This is a genomic window from Thermosipho sp. 1074 (genome assembly GCF_001999655.1).
GTDB lineage: Bacteria > Thermotogota > Thermotogae > Thermotogales > Fervidobacteriaceae > Thermosipho > Thermosipho affectus.
Genome location: NZ_LBEX01000017.1, coordinates 22,231 through 41,328, shown reverse-complemented (window position 1 = coordinate 41,328; position 19,098 = coordinate 22,231). Strand labels below are relative to the sequence as shown.

The window sequence follows — 19,098 nt, the reverse complement described above, 5'->3', positions numbered from 1 at the left end:
AATTTGAAAGTCCAAGGAATAATATTTACAGTAAATGAAATCCCAAGAAAACTATACGTATTAAAATCGGGTAAAGTAAGAGAAATGAAAAAATCAGGACCTGTAATATTAGAAGCAGGAGATTATATAGCAGTTTCAGAATATCTACTGGAAATTCCGTTGTCCGGTGATATTTCAGCAATAGAAGAATCTGAAATTGAAGAAGTATCTTTATCAGAAGAATTTGAAAATATTCTAAGAAAGTTAATAAACTTAAGGAAGGAAAACACGGAAAAAAACTTTTCTCTTGAAGATTTCATAGTAGACGATGAAAATCTTGATAATGTAATTGAACACATGGAAACGTTATTATCGTTAAGTGTGGGTGAACTTCCAGATGATGAAGAAACAGCCTTACATTTAATAGAAAATATAGACGATTCGAAATTAATAACAAAGGTAAATTATCTAAAAAACTTTATAAAAAAATTCCCAGATTCAAAATCTGGAGCAGAATTAATTTTGGATACAGCCAAAAAAGTTTATTCAACAATTGGTGATAGATATATAACAAAATTATTATGTAAAAAGATATTACTACATTATTCCGACAATTTACAAATTTGTCATGATGCACTTAATTTACTTGCATTAGTATACAAAGAAGAGGGAAATATAATGTGGATATTTTACTCAGATATCGCTAAATACGTTGGGGTGATGCAAAATGAAAACAATTGAATTAAATCAAGAAAGTAAAATCTTTGAAAAAGGAGATAACGGAACATATATTTATATAATTAAATCAGGTGAAGTGAAAATAATATACAATAACTTTGAAGAAATTCTTCAACAAAACGAAGTTATAGGAATAGAATCCCTATTAAACGAACCGTACACTGAAACTGCCATTGCAAAAACAAAAGTAAAACTAAACCAACTCTCACCAGATGAATTCAAAGAATTATACAGTGGAACTGATGTTGAGAAAAAAGCACTTAAATCATTTACTAAAAGGACTATGAAAATACTTGGATGGCTTTAATCAATAATTTTGAAATTTGATAATATAAAAAACCGGTGTTACAATTTAACCGGAGGTGGTTAGTTTGAAAACAAACAAAATAGATCATATTGGTATTGTTGTCAAAAACGCAGAAGAAAGATTAAATTTATATAAGAATTTTTTGGGGCTTGAAGTTACACATATAGAAACAATACCAGAAAGAGGATTAAAGGTTTATTTTGTGAAAATAGGAGAAACACGCTTTGAACTCTTAGAACCAATAAATGAAAATTCGGAAGTTTCTAAATTTTTAGAAAAGAAAGGGGAAGGTATACATCATATAGCTGTAAATGTATCCGGTATAAATGAAGCTATATCCCTTGCAAAAGAAATGGGATTAAAACCTCTATCAGAAGAACCACAAAAAGGAGCAGGAGGAACAAAGGTTCTTTTCATTCATCCAAAAACCACTGGTGGAATATTATTGGAATTAGTTGAAGGTAATCACTAAAAGGAGGAAAAAACATGGAAGAATTAATTAAAAAACTAAAGGAAATGGAAGAAAAAATAGAAAAAGGTGGAGGAGAAAAACAAATTGAAAAACAACACAAAAATGGAAAACTAACAGCAAGAGAACGATTACAACTCTTATTTGATGAAGGAACATTCGAAGAAATTGACAAGTTCGTCAAACATAGAAATACACAATTTGGATTAGATAAAAAAGAATTACCTGCAGATGGAGTTATAACGGGTATTGGAAAAATTAACGGAAAACCAGTCGCTGTATTTTCACAAGATTTTACCGTTATGGGTGGTTCCTTAGGTGAGATGCACGCAAAAAAAATTGCCAAAATAATGGATCTTGCCCTTAAAATGGGAATCCCAATAATTGGTATAAATGATTCAGGTGGTGCCAGAATACAAGAAGGTGTAGATTCGCTATATGGTTACGGAGAAATATTCTTTAGAAATACACTCGCTTCTGGTGTAATACCACAAATAACTTTAATAGCAGGACCATGTGCCGGTGGTGCTGTTTATTCACCTGCCATTACAGATTTTGTTATAATGGTGGATAAAGTAGCCCAAATGTTTATAACCGGACCAAATGTTATCAAAGCCGTAACAGGAGAAGAAATCTCAAAAGAAGATTTAGGGGGAGCTTTTATTCACAACTCAAAAAGTGGAAACGCACACTTCATTACAAAATCTGAAGAAGATGCCATCCTACTAATTAAAAATCTTTTGTCATACCTTCCGCAAAACAACATGGAAGAGCCAGAAATATCAAGTGGTGGTAACCTTGAAATTGATGATTCAATACTTAATATAGTATCTTCCGATTCTAAAAAAGGTTATGATGTAAAAAATGTAATCAAAAAAATAGTGGACAATGGAGAATTTCTTGAAGTTCACGAACACTTTGCCAAAAATATAGTGGTAGGCTTTGCAAGAATTAATGGATATCCAGTCGGTATAGTTGCAAACCAACCCAACGTATTTGCAGGTGTCTTGGATATAGATTCCTCAGACAAAGCTGCACGGTTTATAAGATTCTTAGATTCCTTTAATATTCCAATTATCACATTTGTAGATACACCTGGATATCTCCCAGGAACAAAACAAGAACACGGTGGAATAATAAGACATGGTGCAAAGATGTTATACGCATATAGTGAAGCCACAACATTGAAAATTACCATAATATTGAGAAAAGCATACGGTGGCGCCTATATTGCAATGGGTAGTAAACATCTAGGTGCAGACTTTGTAGCCGCATGGCCTACCGCAGAAATCGCAGTAATGGGACCTGAAGGAGCAGCAAATATAATTTTCAAAAAAGAAATAGCAAATGCCGAAAATCCAGAGGAAATGAGAATTAAAAAGATAGAAGAATATAAAAACGCATTCTCAAATCCATACGTTGCCGCGTCAAGAGGTTACATCGATGCAATAATTGATCCAAGAAATACAAGAAAATGGATAGCTAAATCAATTGAATACGGCAAAACAAAAGTTGAACCAAGACCAAAGAAAAAGCATGGAAACATTCCATTATGAGGTGAAATGAATGTTTATAATAACCATTATAGGATTAGTAACAGTTTTTTTGGTTTTTACGATACTGTACTTTGTCTTTTTACTATTTGGATTTTTCTCAAAAAAAGCTGCAATAAAATTGCCTCAAAAAATAGAATCACACGAGGACTTAACTTTAAATAATGAAGAAGAAGAAGAAGAAGAAATAGCAGCAATTATGGCTGCAATATATAGTATGTTAGGTCCAGTAACAGTAAAGAAAGTTTATAAAAAAAATGAAAACAGAGGTTGGACTGTCTGGAAAAAAACTGGATGGAGAGGTGTAAAAGGATGGTCAAAAAGTTCAAAGTTAGGGTAAATGGAAAAGAATACATAGTAGAAGTTGAGGATTTACAAGCTCACACACAAATTCTGCAAGAAAAAACACCATCAAATGTAGAAAACGTAAAAACACCAAAAGTAGAGGAAAAAACACAATCTAAACCTGAAACTGAAAAAATTGAACCAAAGAAATCATCTTCAGGTAGTCATACTATTAACGCCCCTATGTCTGGGCTTGTCTTAAAAGTGTTAATCTCCCAAGGCCAAAATGTAAAACCTGGTGACAAAGTTGTAATTTTAGAGGCCATGAAAATGGAAAATGAAATTATAGCCGAGGTAGGAGGAACTGTGAAAAATGTCCTCGTAAAAGAAGGAGATAATGTCGACACAGGACAAGCATTAATCGAACTTGAATAGGAGGGGGAAAATGGAAAAAAAAATAAGGGTACTTATTGCAAAACCAGGACTTGATGGTCATGATAGAGGTGCAAAAGTTGTTGCAAAAGCATTAAGAGACGCTGGTATGGAAGTTATATATACGGGATTAAGACAAACTCCAGAACAAATTATTCAATCTGCTATACAAGAAGACGTGGATGTAATCGGGCTTTCCATATTATCAGGAGCACATATGAGTATCTGTAAAAAAATACTAAAATTAATGGAAGAAAATGATTTTAACGTACCTGTTTTTGTTGGTGGTATAATTCCAGCAAACGACGCAGTTGAATTAAAGAAGATGGGGATAAAAGAAGTATTCGGACCTGGGACACCCTTAAACACAATCGTTAAAAAAATACAAAATTTCTTTACGGAGGTTAAAAATTGAAAGAACTCTTAGAAAAATTAAAACAAAAAGATCAGAGAGCACTTGCAAAGCTTATAACTTACGTTGAAAATAATACTGAAAATAATTTTGTTGACGATTTATGGACAAATGATTCGTTTGTTATTGGAATTACTGGAAGCCCAGGAGCGGGAAAAAGTTCTTTAGTAAATGCTCTAATTTCTGAAATTAGAGCAACAGAAAAAACTGTTGGGGTAATTGCGGTAGATCCTACAAGCCCTTTTACCGGCGGCGCATTTTTGGGTGACAGAATAAGGATGAAAAAACACTTCCTTGACAAAGGTGTTTTCATAAGAAGTATGGGCAGTGGAAATAGTCTTGGAGGTCTTAACGAAAGTATTTTTGACGTGATAAAACTAATGGATGCATTTGGATTTGATTATATATTAATTGAAACTGTAGGAGCCGGCCAAAGTGAAATTGATATAGTAAACGTATCTGATCTAGTTACACTCGTACTTTCGCCAGGAGCAGGAGATGAAATTCAACTGTTAAAAGCTGGAATAATGGAAATTGGTGATATTTATGTTATAAATAAAGCAGATTTAGATGGAACAGCATCTTTAAAGATCCAACTTGAACATATCTTATCACTCTCAAATTCTAAAAAAACAATAGTTGAAACTATTGCTACTTCTGGAAAAGGAATTAAACAACTTTTAGAAAATATAAATGATTTATTAAATAAATTCAAAGAAAATGGAGAGCTAAATACAAGAAAAAAACAAAGACAAAAAAGGCATGCAGAAACAATAGTAATTAGGAAGGTAAAAGAGATAATTTCCAAAATTGAACCTGAAGAAAGAGTCTCAACTTTGGTAGAAAAAACTCTTAATAAATTATGTGGTATAATTTAAAAAAGACACTTGGGGGATAGGGAAACTTTTTATTTACTAACTTAGAAGAACAAAAGTGAGGTGCATGAGTGATAAAAAAAATAACAATTCCAAAAGACATATTCATAGTCGAAATTTTTGGTCAGTATGACAATAGGCTTAGATATTTGGAAAAAAAATTTGGACTTGATATATCTGTTAGGGGAAATGAAGTTTTTTTAAAAGGAAAAAATGAAGAAAACATAAAAATCGTTGAAGGCATAATAAATGAAATGATAAATATTACACGAGAAGGACATTTACTGGATAAACAAGAATTTGAATATTTGGTATCGGAAAAGGAAACAGAAAAAAACTCTGAAATATTAACTGAAGTTATCACGAAAACTATTATCCATGGTAGGGTAAAACCAAAAACAAGAGGCCAAAAAAAGTACATAGAAGCCGTTGAAAAAAGTGATATAGTTTTTGTTATAGGTCCTGCTGGTACTGGAAAAACTTATTTGGCATCTGCGCTTGCTGTAGATTACTTAAAAAGCGGAAAAATAAATAGAATAATACTCACAAGGCCTGCTGTTGAAGCTGGAGAAAAGTTAGGTTTTTTACCTGGAGATTTATCTGAAAAAGTAGATCCTTATTTAAGACCTTTATTTGATTCCTTAATTGATTTAATACCTTTTGAAAAATTCATATCATACAGGGAAAGAAATATTATTGAAATTGCTCCCCTTGCTTACATGAGAGGTAGAACATTAAACAATGCATTTATAATTTTAGACGAGGCTCAAAACACTACTTATGAACAAATGAAAATGTTCTTAACTCGGATTGGATTCAGTTCCAAAGCAATTATTACCGGAGATATAACACAAATAGACATAAAAGAAAATTCTGGTTTGGTGATGGCAGAAAAGATACTTAAAAGTATAGATGGGATAGAATTTGTTCATTTAACTGAAGCAGATGTAGTAAGGCATCCTCTTGTAAAAAAGATAATCAAAGCATACGAAAAATATGAAAAAGGGGAAAAAAATGAAAAAGATTGACTTCGAAGGAATAGTTGTTTCGCTTATATCAGTAATTATAATTAATTCATTCGACTTTAATCTCGTAAAAGCTACAAATGAGTTTATTTTTTTAACTCTTTTATGGTATTTGGTCATTGAATTGTTGTTCAAATATATTTATTATTTCAAACTCCACAAAATTTATAAATACACATTTTATTTTTTATTCATAATAGGAATTTTGATTACTTATCCATCAATGAAAAATTGGGATGTCAGTCTTTCCCCATTTTTGATTTCATCGCTTCTTCTCACCTTACTTACCACATACGAAGTAGGCATAGCTGCAGGAATATTACAAAGTGTAATTCTTTCATTTCATCTTGGAAATTTTTACTCCCTATTTTTCTTTGTCCCACAAATTGTAATTATGAACTATCTAATAAAAAACATTGTAAGAAGAATTGAAATAGCAAAAGCTGCTACTTTTACTTCGTTAACGGCAATTCTACTTGTCGTTGCTCAAAGTCCACTTAAACCTTTCTATCTAAACGTATATACCTTTATATATGCTATTCTAAATCCATTTGTATCAACTGTCATAATTCTTGGAGTACTTCCCTATATAGAATATTTTTCAAGAATATATTCTAATATCGGTCTTGCAGAGCTTGCAAATATGAATCATCCTCTTTTAAAAAGACTATCCATACAAGCCCCTGGAACGTATTATCACAGTATTATGGTTGCAACACTTGCAGAAGCTGCTGCAGAAAGAATAGGTGCAAACTCTACATTTGCAAGAGTTGCCTCGTACTTTCATGATATTGGAAAAATGGTACGACCATATTTTTTTGTCGAAAATTTGAAAGATAAAAATCAAAATCCGCACAATCAAATAAGCCCTTTTCTTAGTCATATTATCCTGGAAGATCATGTAAAATCTGGTGTTGAATTTGCACGAAAGTATAGACTTCCTTTAAGAATAGAGTTTATAATTCCACAACATCATGGAACAAGAGTACAAAAATATTTTTACTTTAAAGCAAAAGAAATTGAAGAAAATGTAGATGAAGATTCTTTTAGATATCCTGGTCCCAAGCCACAATTCAAAGAGGCAGGAATAATAATGCTTGCAGACAGTGTAGAAGCAGCATTAAAGAGTATAAACACCTCAAACTATCAAAGAATTAAAGACAAAGTCGAAGAAATTGTGTCTGGTATATACAACGAAAAACAACTAGATGAATCTGGTTTAACTCTTAAAGAATTGGAACTTATAATCGATGAATTTATAAAAGTGATTATTAATATTACAAAGAGTAGAATAGAATATCCAAAAGAAGAAATTAAAAAGGTGGTGCAATCAAGTGATAACAACTAACAAGGAAATAGATAAAAAATACACCAAGATAGTTAAAGAAATTACAAAAAATGAATTGGGAAAAGAAGTAAACATAAATATTATCTTTGTTTCAAAAGAAGAAATCAAAAAACTAAACAACACCTTTCGAAAAAAGGATACAGAGACAGATGTGCTAACCTTTGTATACGGAGATGATGACTTATTTGCAGAAATATACATATGCGAAGATGTTATTAAAAGAAACGCCGAAACATTTTCAAATTCATTTGAAAAAGAATTGTTAATGGTCTTAATACATGCTTCTTTACACTGTTGTGGATATGACCATGAATACGACACAACTAACGCAGAATTAATGTTTAAAATACAAAACAAGTATTACGAAAAATACTTAAAAAAATTCAATCTATAAATAGGGTATAGATAAAAAGGAGGGATATGTTATTTTTACACCGATAATAAATACTATTTCGATAGTTATAGGAAGTCTTATTGGAATATTTATAAAAAAAGGGGTTCCAAAAAACATACAGAATATTTTATTTTACGCAGTTGGATTATCAACAATAGGTTTATCTTTAACAATGATCCTAAAGACAAATAATTTCCTCATCGTTCTATCATCGCTTGCAATAGGTGGAATTATAGGCGAACTTATAAATATAGAAGGCAAACTGAAAAAGATAGGTGATACAATAAAAGAAGGAGATTTTTCTACAGGTTTTGTTACATCATCTCTTTTATTCCTTGTTGGTCCTTTAACAATAATAGGTTCAATTACCGCTGGACTTACAAATGACGGTTCACTAATTTATATGAAATCACTTTTAGACGGTATCTCCTCAATTGTTCTATCTTCTATCTATGGCCTTGGAGTACTATTATCTGGTTTTTCTGTACTTGTTATTCAAGGTCTACTGGTTATCTTTTCCTCAAAATTATCATTTCTAACTACTCCCGCTTACTTAAATGATTTAATAGCCGCAGGTGGTGTTATGGTATTAGGCATTGGTCTAAAAATTCTTGAAATTAAAGATACTAGAGTAGGAAATTTTTTGCCCGCATTGTTAATCTGCCCTCTTTTAGTATTTTTGGTTAATTTATTTTAGGGAGGAAAATAAAAATGAAAATCAATGTTGCCGGACTTGGAAAAGTTACATCTGCCCTGCTTTTCAATTTAAAAGACAAAGTTGAAATTGGATACATTTTATCAAGAGACAAAGAAAAAGCAAAAATATTCTCAAAAAAAATTGGAAAGGGCACTCCCGTATCATATAGCGATTCCTTTAAGTTTGAAGATGTAGTTTTAGTAGGATACAACGATACATTTCTTCCTGAAGCAAAAAATATGCTAGAAAAGTTTATACCTACTAATACATCTGTAATACATTTTAGTGGATTTTACCCCTCAACTATTTTTCCAGAAAAATGGAATCCTGCGTCTATCCATCCAAATTGTCCAGTAATAAACGAAAATACAAAATTTACAAATGTACCTTTTGGGATAGAAGGAAATATAGATTTAGCAAAGAAAATAGTGGACCTCTTAGGTGGTATATCTTTTATAATACCAACAAATGCTAAAATTAACTATCATCTCTCTGCGGTAATAATGAGTAACTTTACTCATTCTTTGATATATATTGCAGAAAAGATATACGATGATGCAAAATTACCAAAAGAATTATTCTTTAAAGTAATGGAAAGCTTGCTAAAAAATACAATTGAAAATATCAAAAATTACGGAACAATTAAGACTATAACCGGCCCTATTGTCAGGGAAGATTTGGAAATAATAAACGCAGAAATGGAACTATTTTGTGGTAAATTCCCAGAACTATGCCCTCTTTTCGATTCATTTATCCAAGTAATATTATCTATAAAAGAGGAAAAATAAACGAAAGGGTAATTACCCTTTCGTTTTTTCTAATATATCTTTAAACTTTTTTACAAGTACTTCTAAATTCTCTATGGATTTTTCCTTGTCTTCAGATACGGTCATAACATATGCTTTCAATTTTGGTTCAGTTCCAGAAGGTCGTACAAAAATTTTACCTTCCTCAAACATTATTTGAATAGTTTCGTTAGGTTCAACATTACCATATCCTTTTGAATAATCTATTATATCCAAATCCATTTTCTTTATTCTTTCATAAATTTCTTTGGCTATATTTACACTCTTAAATTTAAAGTTTAAAAGCTTTTCTTGGTAATATCCATATTTTTGATAAAGTTCCTCTAATCTATCCAATAAATCGTATTTCTTTGAAACCACGGCAACTAACGCAGAACCTATCACTCCATCTTTATCTCTTGAAAGATCTCCCGTAAGATATCCACAACTCTCTTCAAAACCAAATAAAAATTTATATTTACTATTTTCTGCGAGATAGCCTATATATTTAAAGCCCGTTGGTGTCTCAAATAACCTTACTCCATTTTCCTTACACATGGGTTTCACCATATCCGTAGTCACAATAGTTTTAACTATCATACTGTCTTCATCTGCATAGTTTAATAAGTAATCAGATATAAGAACTCCCACTTGATTGCCTGTTAAACGTATTCCTTTATAAACAACCCCTACTCTATCACAATCTGGATCAGTTGCAATTCCAAGATCTACATTATGTTTTTTCATGTACTTTCTCAATAAAGTTAACGCTCCATCATCTTCCGGATTTGGAGATTTTACAGTGGGAAAATTTCCGTCAAATGTGAACTGCTCCGAAACAGGTATTAATTGCGCACCTAATTTTTTTAATACAGACATAACTGGTTTTAAACCAGTTCCATGTAACGGTGTATACACTATTTTAAGTCCATTTAAATCTGTTGAAATTAAACTGGTTACTTTTTCTATGTATTGATCAAGCAATTCATCTTGGACGTATTCAAAATTTTCTGAAAGTTCTATAGGCATATTCCATGCTTTTTCCACATAATCTGCCAAAACATTTGTAATTTTAGGTATAGCTTGGACTCCATCAAAAGTATAAACCTTATATCCATTATATTCAGGTGGATTATGACTTGCAGTTATAACAATCCCCATATCACATTTTAATTGCCTTACCGCAAACGATAAAACAGGAGTAGGAACCGGCTGTGAAAACAAAAAAACTTTATGACCATCTGATGCAAAGACCCTTGCAGATAAATCTGCAAATTTTTTTGAATTATTTCTAGTATCGTATGCAATAACTACACTTTTTAAATTATTATCTTTCATATAATTAGAAACACCTTTACTTGCAACCATAACTGTTTTTTCGTCAAATTCTCCCTCTCTCATTACTCCTCTAATTCCACCAGTTCCAAATAATATCATTATCAAACCTCCTCTCATCATCTTCTTTGTAATTATAACACCTAAAAATCTAATAAGTGCTATTTTTAACGCATTTTTCTCTTATTTCGTTACCTTTATTTTACACAAAATTAACTTGAAAGAAAGTGAAAAGATTATATAATATGTTGTGTATCATAAACATTTTTTGTTTAGTATTATAGACATCAACGGGGTGGGAAGTTGAAATTAGGCTCTAAAATAAGGACTTTAAGAGTGGCTAGGGGGTACACTCAAGAAGAATTAGCGGATAGATGTGATCTTTCTAGAAGTTTCATATCTCAGCTTGAAAATGACCAGGTTTCACCTTCGATAGACACTTTAGAAAGAATATTAAGAGTCCTAGGAAGTGATTTAAAAACATTTTTCTCAACAGACAAAAAACAAGAAAAGATAGTTTTTAAAGTAAGCGATAGAGTTCCAATGTATTTAGATGAATTAGGCATAAAAGGTTTTATTTTAATGGACAATATCGAAGACAAGTCAATTGATCCAAAGTTAATTGAGATGGAACCAGGTTCTGAAACTGAAGAAGAAGAACCCCATGAGGGAGATGAATTCGGATTTGTTATAAGTGGAAAGCTGGAATTGATATTAGATGGAAAAAAATATAAAGTAAACGAAGGAGATTGTTTTTATTATTGCGCCGACAGAAGGCATAAAATAAAAAATCCTTATAAATCCAAAGTAAAATTCATTTGGATTGATATTGAATAAAAAAGAAAGGGAGGGATTAACATGAAAAGCTTAGGAAGACATATTATAGCAGAATTTTACGACTGTGATAAGGAAATACTGGATGATGTTGAAGTTATTGAAAAATCAATGAAAGATGCAGCATACGAAACTGGTGCTACATTAGTAAACTCCTCATTCCATAGATTCCTCCCATATGGAGTAAGTGGAGTAGTAGTTATTTCCGAATCACATTTAACCATACATACCTGGCCTGAGTATGGTTATGCAGCTGTGGATTTATTTACCTGTGGCGATGATGTAGATCCTTGGAAGGCATTTTCTTATTTAAAAAAATCTCTTAAATCTCAAAGAGTGCATGTTGTAGAACACTTGAGAGGAAAATATGATGAGATTGGTATTCCAGAAAATTCCCCACACAAAATGGAGGTGTAAACTATGAATGAAAATATAGAAAAGAAAATAATGAAAGATTTCCAATATGGATTTGTTCCTAATAGACATCTTTGGTATTTTGAATACTATACCCCTGGAAACACGGGGATATTTATGAAAATAAACAAACCATTATATTCTGCTCAAAGTAAATATCAGAGAATTGATATTTTTGAAACTGATTTTTTTGGAAGGGTATTTTCTTTAGATGGTATCACGATGACCACTGAAAAAGACGACTTTTTCTATCACGAAATGCTCGTTCATGTACCTATGTTTATGCACCCCAATCCAAAAAAAGTGCTCGTAATCGGTGGCGGAGATGGCGGAAGTGTTAGGGAAGTTTTAAAACACAAAAGCGTAGAAAAAGTTGTCATGTGTGAAATTGACCAAATGGTTGTTGAAGCCGCAAAAAAATATCTTCCTGTAACAGCTTCAAAACTTGATGATCCTAGAGTAGAACTTGTTTACGAAGATGGTTCTCAATTTGTCAGAAATTTCAAAAACGAATTTGATGTAATAATTATAGATTCTACAGATCCAACTGCTGGTGAAGGTGGACACTTATTCACTGAAGATTTTTACAAGGCATGTTACGACGCATTAACCGAAAATGGTACACTTTCAGCTGAATCAGAAGATTGGTTATATGATGGTGCATGGATGAGACTTGCTTATTCAAGAATTAGAAAGACATTTCCTATAACCAAACTTTATCTTGGATTTATGCCAACATACCCAAGTGGAATGTGGTCTTATACATTTGCATCAAAAGGACTTGATCCATTAAAAGATTTTGCTCCCGAAAAAGTTAAATCTTTCCAAGAAGAATTGAAATATTATAACGAAGAAATTCATAAAGCAGCATTTGCTTTACCTACATTCTTAAAAAATGAATTGGAGCAGCTATAATGCCTAAAAAAATTCAATAAGAGGATGGACTTTACGTCCATCCGTTTTTATTGGAAAAGGAGGGGAAGTGCATGAAAAAATTCTGGTTCACACTTGGGCTAATTGCTATTTTTGTTGCAGTTACTTTCTTTGTAGTTCCTAGAAAAAAAGTACTCTATATATACAATTGGGAAGAATATATACCTGATGAAGTTATCAAATCCTTTGAAGAAAAGTATAACTGCAAAGTTGTGTACGATTCATTTGCCTCAAATGAAGAAATGTATGCAAAAATAAAAGCTGGCGGTGGTGGATACGATATTGTATTTCCATCTGGCGATCATGTTTCAATAATGAAAAAAGAAGGGTTGCTTCTAAAATTAGATCTTAACAAAATTCCAAATTTCAAGTATCTTGATCCTGAGATATTGGGAAAAACTATTTACGATGAAAATCACGAATATAGCGTACCATATATGATGGGTTCAACGGGAATTTGTGTAAACAAAAAATACGTAAAAGATTATAGTCACTCATGGAACATATTTTTAGATCAAAAACTAAAAGGAAGAATGACATTACTCGACGACATGAGAGAAGTTTTTGGTGGGGCTTTAAAATACTTGGGATACTCTGTAAATACAACAAATCCAAAAGAAATTGAAGAAGCTAAACAATTAATACTCAAATGGAAGGAAAACATAGTTAAATTTGACGCATCTTCTTATGCAAATGGTATTGTAAATGGTGAATACTGGGTTGTCCACGGCTATGGTGAAGACATATTCCAAAGAATCCCCGAAGGTGAAGAAGATAACTTTGACTTCTTTATACCAGAAGAAGGAGGCACACTTTGGATAGATAACATGGTAATCCTTAAAGGTGCAAAAAACGTTGACCTTGCATACAAATTTATAAACCACATTTTAGATCCCAAAAATGCGGCTATAATAGCAGATTTTCTTGCATTACCTTCGCCAAATATAGAAGCAAGAAAATACATTAAAGAAAAACCCATCTACACAATTGAAGACCTCAAAAACTGTGAATTTATAAATGATATAGGAAGTGCAATAGAACTTTATAACAAAGCATGGCAAGAAATAATAATGTAAGGAGAAGTTAAATGATTGGGAGTACAGTCACTATAAAAAATATAAATAAATCCTTCGATGACTTTAAAGTTTTAAAAGACATAAATTTAGAAATCAAAAAGGGAGAATTTTTCTCCCTTCTTGGTCCTTCAGGATGCGGCAAAACAACCCTTTTAAGAATTATAGCTGGACTTGAAGATACAGACACAGGGGATATCCTTTTTGATAACACCTCAGTGTTAAACATCCCCCCAAATAAAAGACCGGTAAACACTATCTTTCAAAATTATGCTCTATTTCCTCATCTAACCGTATTTGAAAACATTGCTTTCTCTATGCGATTAAAAAAATTTTCAGAAACTGAAATAAAAGAAAAGGTTGAAAAACTATTGAATCTTGTAAAACTTGAAGAACATGCTATGAAAAAACCTCATCAACTCTCAGGTGGGCAAAAACAAAGGGTTGCCATTGCAAGAGCACTCGCAAACGAACCAAAAGTACTTTTACTAGACGAACCAGTAAGTGCTCTCGATGCAAAATTAAGACAAGAACTCTTAATAGAATTGGACAATTTGCACGATCAAGTGGGTATAACATTTATATACGTAACTCATGACCAAGCAGAAGCGTTAAGTATATCTGATCATGTTGCAGTAATGAATGAAGGAAAAGTTGTACAATATGGAACCCCCTATGAAATTTATGAAAGTCCTGCTAATAAATTTGTTGCAACTTTTATTGGGGAAACAAATCTTATGAAAAGTAAAGTTATAGAAATAAATGAAGAGTTTATCAAAGTTACTACACCTGGAATCGGTGAATTTATATGCTATAAAGATAAGGATGTATCATCAAATGATAATATCTTAATTACCCTAAGACCTGAAAAAATAAAAATTTCTAAAAAATCTTTAAACGGAAAAAACGTTTTTCACGGAATAATTGAAGAAGAAATATATATGGGATATCAAACTAGGTATTTTGTAAAACTAGATAATGGTTACATCCTAAAGGTTTACAAACAACATATAAATTATCTATTGGATGAAACGATATTAACCTGGAAAGATGAAGTATTTGTAAGTTGGGATCCAAACGATAGCTTTATTGTTGAGGTGGAATAGATGAAGTACACATTTGGATATAGTTTCTGGCTAATTTTTTTCTTTCTCATACCAATTTTAATAGTACTTAGCTTTAGTTTTATGCAAAAATCTCTATACGGTGGTATTAATTTTTCATTTTCATTAGATGGATACAAATCTTTATTTTCTGTTAGCTATCTGAAAATACTATGGAGGAGTATCTGGATATCATTGATTGCAACTATATTTACAGTCTTACTTGCCCTTCCAACTGCTTATTTTATTGCAAACAGTAAACTTAAAGATTTCTTGCTTCTTTTAGTTGTAATACCGTTTTGGACAAATTCACTTATACGGATTTATGCATGGATATTTGTTCTTGGAAATAACGGAATTATAAACCAAATTATTTCAAAAGTCACAAATCATTATGTACAATTCTTGTATAATCCTTTTGCGGTAATTTTAGTCATAGTGTACACATATTTACCTTACGCAATAATTCCCCTTTTTGCATCCATTGATAGAATTGATAAGTCAATGATAGAAGCTGCTCTTGACCTTGGTTCAAACAAAGTCAAAGCTTTTTTTAAAGTATTAATACCAAATATAAAGTCTGGAATCGTCACATCTACAATTTTTGTATTTATACCCGCACTAGGTTCATACGCGATTCCAGACCTCATTGGCGGAAAAAATTCCAAAATGATTGGAAATGAAATAGTAAGACAATTAACCGTTGCAAAAAACTGGCCAGCTGCATCTGCCATTTCTGCAATATTAACCATTTTCACACTCATTGGTGTACTTTTATTTGTAAAACAAGCAGAAAAAGGTGAAAAAAGATGACACCAGGAAAATTATCAAAAATATTAACAATTCTCGTTTTAATATTTTTCTACATACCAATTTTTATTGTAGTGGTCTTCTCTTTTAATAACTCAAAATCACCTGTATGGGTAGGATTTAGTTTTCACTGGTATAAAGAACTATTTTTTAATGCATTCGATATTTGGCATGCCTTCTTCAAGTCAATCTTTGTAGCACTATTATCAAGTTTTGTTGCAACCTCTTTTGGGACACTAGCGGCAATAGGATTGTATTGGGAGAAATTTAAATCAAAGAAGTACATTTGGATACTTTCATATTTACCATTAATAATACCCGATATTATTATTGGAGTTTCTCTTTTAATATTTTTTGTCATGATAAACATAAGATTAAGTTTATTTACAATCTTTGTAGCACATACCACCTTTTCCCTTCCCTATGCAATGATGATAGTATTTTCCAGGTTACAAGATTTTGATAAAAGTATAATAGATGCAGCATATGACCTTGGGGCAACAAAATTTGAAACATTGACAAAAATCATAATTCCTGCGAGTTTTCCAGGCATATTGGCCGCATTTTTCATGTCACTTACGCTTTCAATTGATGATTTTGTAATTACATTTTTTGTAGCTGGCCCCGGTTCAACAACACTTCCTTTAAAAATATATTCCATGATACGATTTGGAATATCACCAACAATAAACGCAATTTCAACTATAATGTTAATTGGAACTATCCTATTAAGTGTTTCAATGAAAAAATACTTAAAGTATATTTTTTAACTTATACATATCTATAACAACATCTCCATACCGTTTTATTTTTAATACCTCCAAACCGTCTGGAGGTATTATTTTTTCTCTCTTAGAATGTTCAACAACTAAAATTCCATTTATTTTTAAAACTTTGTGCGTATATTGTAATAATTCATTAACTATCCCAAGACCAAAAGGTGGATCCATAAACACTATATCGTATTTATCTTTTGATGTTCTTAAAAAAACCCTTGCATCTTTTTTTACGATTTTAATCTTTTCTTTCAAATTAATTTTATTTATATTCTTATTAATAGTCTTGACGGACTTTGCAGAAACATCAACAAAAGTTACTAAACCTGCACCATTACTTAAAAATTCAATTCCCACAACACCACTTCCCGCACATAAATCCAGTACATCTTTTCCTTCCAAATCCAACATATTTACGAGAGCCAACCTTACTATACTTGGTGTATACCTAGTTTTCACATTTGGAACTGTTTCAATTTTTGTTCCTTTAAACTTCCCAGATTCAATGTACAACACACTATCACCTCTACCTCTAATATAAACATATTCTATCAATATTTCTATCTATTTTATTTGACTTTTTTGTTTCAATTTATGTATAATATATCATGTCGGTTACCAAAACTTTGCCAACATTACATTTCTTAAAAGGAGGGGGTCTTTATATGAAACGTTTGTTAGTATTTCTAACTATTTTATTTAGTATTTTTCTATTTGCTGAAACAGTGGTTAACTATGCTTTACTCGAAGATATCACAACAACAAATATTTGGAATTTACTTGGTTCAGGTTCATCTTCTTGGAACTTTTATGTACAACTTTGGAAATATCCTTCACTCTTATCTATGAATAAAGATGGAATGTTAATACCAGCGGCTGCTGCTGAAATTCCAAAAATAGTTGAAGAAGACGGAATGTATACAGTTACTGTAAAAATCAGAAAAGACTTAAGGTGGAGCGATGGTTCACCATTTACCGCAGATGATGTGGTATTCACCTTTAATACCATCCAAGAACTCCAAATCCCAGGTGGTAATTGGACGGGAGCATATGAACCAAAAAAAGTTGAAAAAATTGATCCTTGGACAGTTAAGTTCTATTTTGAAGAGAAAAAAACTATGACTATTTACTATGACACCCTTATGACTGCAATAGTATGCAAAAACTTCTGGGAAACATATGTGGAAAAGGCAAAAAAACAAGAAAATCCAGTTAACTGGTTATTAAGCCAAGAAGTAGTCGATCCAGGAATTACAGCATTAAATCTTGGAAAAATCGAAAAAGGTGCATTTGTAGAAGTTAAAAAGGAAGTAGAAGATAATTTCTATTGGGCAAAAGGCGAAAAATCCATATACTTTGAGAATGGAGGTTTCGTTGTTGAAAATCCAAACAGCGGTTATAAATGGACAAGCAACAATCCAAAACCGGATGGAAACATAAAGCTCGAAGTAGCCAACGGTCCATACATTGATAAAATTATATACAGAATATACGGAAACAAATCTGTCGCGCTCCAAGCACTTCAAAAAGGTGACGTGGATTTCGTTCTTAATCCAAATGGTCTGACCTCTGGTGAATTTGAATCTCTGAAAGGCGTACCTGGTATAAAATTAACGGTAAATCCATCACTTGGTTTCAGATACCTTGCGTTTAATATGAGAAAATTCCCATTTAACATAAAAGAATTCAGGCAAGCAATTGCCGCGTTGATAGATAGAGATTATATTTGTAACAGAGTCCTTCAGGGAAAAGCAATTCCTCTTGCAACTCCCGTTCCACCCGCAAATACGTTCTGGTTTAATCCTGATGTTAAGACTATAGGAGAAGGGCTCTCAAGAGCCGAAAGATACCAACTAGCAGTTGAACTCCTCAAAAAAGCCGGATTTAGTTGGGATCAAGAACCTGTAATTAACCCGAATAACCCAGCAAATCCTATAAGCAAACGCGGAAAAGGGCTCAAAGGTCCCGATGGAAAATACGTTCCAGATCTTGAATTACTTTCCCCATCCGGAGAATATGACCCAATGAGAGCAACAACGGCAATTTACATTGAACAATGGGCTAAAGACCTCGGAATACCCGTCGATGTGAAACTCACCGATTTTAATGAAATTGTAACAAGGGCATTTGACGAAGTTGATTTTGATATGTACATGCTTGGTTGGGGTATCGGAAGAGTTCCAACATACTTTAAGAGTTTCTGGTCATCTGACCAAATGGCTCCAGAAGGTTTTAACACCCCAGGATACAACAATCCAGAATTTGATGCCTTAGTTGAAGAATTTGAAATGGCTGATAATTTTGACGAAGCTGTTGCTGCCATAAAAGAAGCTCAACAATTACTTGCAGATGATCTTCCATATATAATACTCTTTACAACACCAATTTACGAAGCATATAGAGATACCATACAATTTCCATATACAGATACACTTGATGGTATTCAAAACTACAATGGATTCCCAGAAAACGTAATGAAAGTAAAATAAACCTTCCCCCCTCGTTTTTCGAGGGGGAATTC

General features: G+C 32.1%; 23 protein-coding genes. 21 read left to right on the top strand and 2 right to left on the bottom strand.

The genetic code is table 11. From position 1 onward, the window contains the following. Nucleotides 1-3 precede the first annotated feature (3 nt). The 13 genes from XO08_RS06270 to XO08_RS06210 all read left to right on the top strand — a co-directional run bounded on the left by XO08_RS06270 (nt 4) and on the right by XO08_RS06210 (nt 9,302). Entirely contained in the window at nt 4-720 is a 717-nt protein-coding gene (locus XO08_RS06270) for a hypothetical protein (protein WP_077198452.1), read from the top strand. Beyond that, a complete protein-coding gene (locus tag XO08_RS06265) occupies nt 707-1,024 on the top strand; it encodes a cyclic nucleotide-binding domain-containing protein (RefSeq protein ID WP_075666159.1) in 318 nt (105 codons plus the stop codon). Before XO08_RS06270 ends, XO08_RS06265 begins: the two co-directional genes overlap by 14 nt. A gap of 64 nt (nt 1,025-1,088) precedes the next feature. After that, nucleotides 1,089-1,496 (top strand): methylmalonyl-CoA epimerase, encoded by a 408-nt coding sequence (mce, locus tag XO08_RS06260; RefSeq protein WP_075666158.1) that lies wholly within the window; start codon nt 1,089-1,091, stop codon nt 1,494-1,496. Nucleotides 1,497-1,510: 14 nt separating this feature from the next. Next, nucleotides 1,511-3,049 (top strand): acyl-CoA carboxylase subunit beta, encoded by a 1,539-nt coding sequence (locus tag XO08_RS06255; protein WP_075666157.1) that lies wholly within the window; start codon nt 1,511-1,513, stop codon nt 3,047-3,049. Between the two features lie 10 nt (nt 3,050-3,059). Beyond that, nucleotides 3,060-3,386 carry an OadG family protein gene (locus tag XO08_RS06250; RefSeq protein ID WP_077287688.1) on the top strand — a complete coding sequence of 109 codons (327 nt, stop codon included), beginning with the start codon at nt 3,060-3,062 and terminating at the stop codon, nt 3,384-3,386. Beyond that, nucleotides 3,359-3,766, top strand: a complete 408-nt coding sequence (locus XO08_RS06245) for a biotin/lipoyl-containing protein (protein ID WP_075666155.1) — start codon at nt 3,359-3,361, stop codon at nt 3,764-3,766. Before XO08_RS06250 ends, XO08_RS06245 begins: the two co-directional genes overlap by 28 nt. A gap of 10 nt (nt 3,767-3,776) precedes the next feature. Continuing rightward, entirely contained in the window at nt 3,777-4,178 is a 402-nt protein-coding gene (locus XO08_RS06240; RefSeq protein WP_075666154.1) for a cobalamin B12-binding domain-containing protein, read from the top strand. Continuing rightward, entirely contained in the window at nt 4,175-5,053 is an 879-nt protein-coding gene (gene meaB / locus XO08_RS06235; RefSeq protein ID WP_075666153.1) for a methylmalonyl Co-A mutase-associated GTPase MeaB, read from the top strand. The genes XO08_RS06240 and meaB overlap by 4 nt, the downstream gene beginning before the upstream one ends. A 68-nt stretch (nt 5,054-5,121) precedes the next feature. Then, on the top strand, nt 5,122-6,078 hold the full coding sequence (locus tag XO08_RS06230; RefSeq protein ID WP_075666152.1) for a PhoH family protein: 957 nt from the start codon (nt 5,122-5,124) through the stop codon (nt 6,076-6,078). After that, nucleotides 6,065-7,423, top strand: a complete 1,359-nt coding sequence (locus XO08_RS06225) for an HDIG domain-containing metalloprotein (RefSeq protein WP_075666151.1) — start codon at nt 6,065-6,067, stop codon at nt 7,421-7,423. The genes XO08_RS06230 and XO08_RS06225 overlap by 14 nt, the downstream gene beginning before the upstream one ends. Then, on the top strand, nt 7,410-7,817 hold the full coding sequence (gene ybeY / locus XO08_RS06220) for an rRNA maturation RNase YbeY (protein ID WP_077198448.1): 408 nt from the start codon (nt 7,410-7,412) through the stop codon (nt 7,815-7,817). The genes XO08_RS06225 and ybeY overlap by 14 nt, the downstream gene beginning before the upstream one ends. A gap of 7 nt (nt 7,818-7,824) precedes the next feature. After that, entirely contained in the window at nt 7,825-8,514 is a 690-nt protein-coding gene (locus XO08_RS06215) for a DUF554 domain-containing protein (RefSeq protein ID WP_332881322.1), read from the top strand. A gap of 14 nt (nt 8,515-8,528) precedes the next feature. Beyond that, entirely contained in the window at nt 8,529-9,302 is a 774-nt protein-coding gene (locus tag XO08_RS06210; RefSeq protein WP_075666148.1) for a Rossmann-like and DUF2520 domain-containing protein, read from the top strand. Nucleotides 9,303-9,314: 12 nt separating this feature from the next. On the opposite strand, the gene XO08_RS06205 is transcribed toward XO08_RS06210, so the two are convergent. Beyond that, nucleotides 9,315-10,736: a phospho-sugar mutase gene (locus tag XO08_RS06205; RefSeq protein WP_077287686.1), complete on the bottom strand. Its 1,422-nt coding sequence runs from the start codon at nt 10,734-10,736 to the stop codon at nt 9,315-9,317. A 201-nt stretch (nt 10,737-10,937) separates the two neighbouring features. On the opposite strand from XO08_RS06205, the gene XO08_RS06200 reads away from it, so the two are divergent. The 7 genes from XO08_RS06200 (at nt 10,938) to XO08_RS06170 (ending at nt 16,571) form a co-directional block, all read left to right on the top strand. Continuing rightward, the gene (locus XO08_RS06200; RefSeq protein ID WP_075666146.1) at nt 10,938-11,471 is read left to right on the top strand and encodes a helix-turn-helix domain-containing protein; all 534 of its coding nucleotides are present in this window, start codon (nt 10,938-10,940) and stop codon (nt 11,469-11,471) included. Between the two features lie 21 nt (nt 11,472-11,492). After that, nucleotides 11,493-11,885 (top strand): adenosylmethionine decarboxylase, encoded by a 393-nt coding sequence (gene speD, locus XO08_RS06195; protein WP_075666145.1) that lies wholly within the window; start codon nt 11,493-11,495, stop codon nt 11,883-11,885. 30 nt (nt 11,886-11,915) lie between these two features. Further along, nucleotides 11,916-12,797, top strand: coding sequence for a polyamine aminopropyltransferase (gene speE, locus XO08_RS06190; RefSeq protein ID WP_075666732.1), 882 nt, complete (start codon nt 11,916-11,918; stop codon nt 12,795-12,797). A 71-nt stretch (nt 12,798-12,868) separates the two neighbouring features. Further along, nucleotides 12,869-13,891, top strand: a complete 1,023-nt coding sequence (locus XO08_RS06185) for an extracellular solute-binding protein (protein WP_077198445.1) — start codon at nt 12,869-12,871, stop codon at nt 13,889-13,891. 11 nt (nt 13,892-13,902) lie between these two features. Further along, nucleotides 13,903-14,994, top strand: a complete 1,092-nt coding sequence (locus tag XO08_RS06180) for an ABC transporter ATP-binding protein (protein WP_075666143.1) — start codon at nt 13,903-13,905, stop codon at nt 14,992-14,994. Further along, nucleotides 14,995-15,804 (top strand): ABC transporter permease, encoded by an 810-nt coding sequence (locus XO08_RS06175; RefSeq protein ID WP_075666142.1) that lies wholly within the window; start codon nt 14,995-14,997, stop codon nt 15,802-15,804. Continuing rightward, a complete protein-coding gene (locus tag XO08_RS06170; RefSeq protein ID WP_077287684.1) occupies nt 15,801-16,571 on the top strand; it encodes an ABC transporter permease in 771 nt (256 codons plus the stop codon). Before XO08_RS06175 ends, XO08_RS06170 begins: the two co-directional genes overlap by 4 nt. Here XO08_RS06170 and rsmD read toward each other — a convergent pair. Beyond that, the gene (gene rsmD / locus XO08_RS06165; RefSeq protein ID WP_075666140.1) at nt 16,554-17,093 is read right to left on the bottom strand and encodes a 16S rRNA (guanine(966)-N(2))-methyltransferase RsmD; all 540 of its coding nucleotides are present in this window, start codon (nt 17,091-17,093) and stop codon (nt 16,554-16,556) included. The two genes, XO08_RS06170 and rsmD, sit on opposite strands and share 18 nt — an antisense overlap. A 149-nt stretch (nt 17,094-17,242) precedes the next feature. On the opposite strand from rsmD, the gene XO08_RS06160 reads away from it, so the two are divergent. Continuing rightward, nucleotides 17,243-19,066 (top strand): ABC transporter substrate-binding protein, encoded by a 1,824-nt coding sequence (locus XO08_RS06160; RefSeq protein ID WP_075666139.1) that lies wholly within the window; start codon nt 17,243-17,245, stop codon nt 19,064-19,066. Nucleotides 19,067-19,098: the final 32 nt, after the last annotated feature.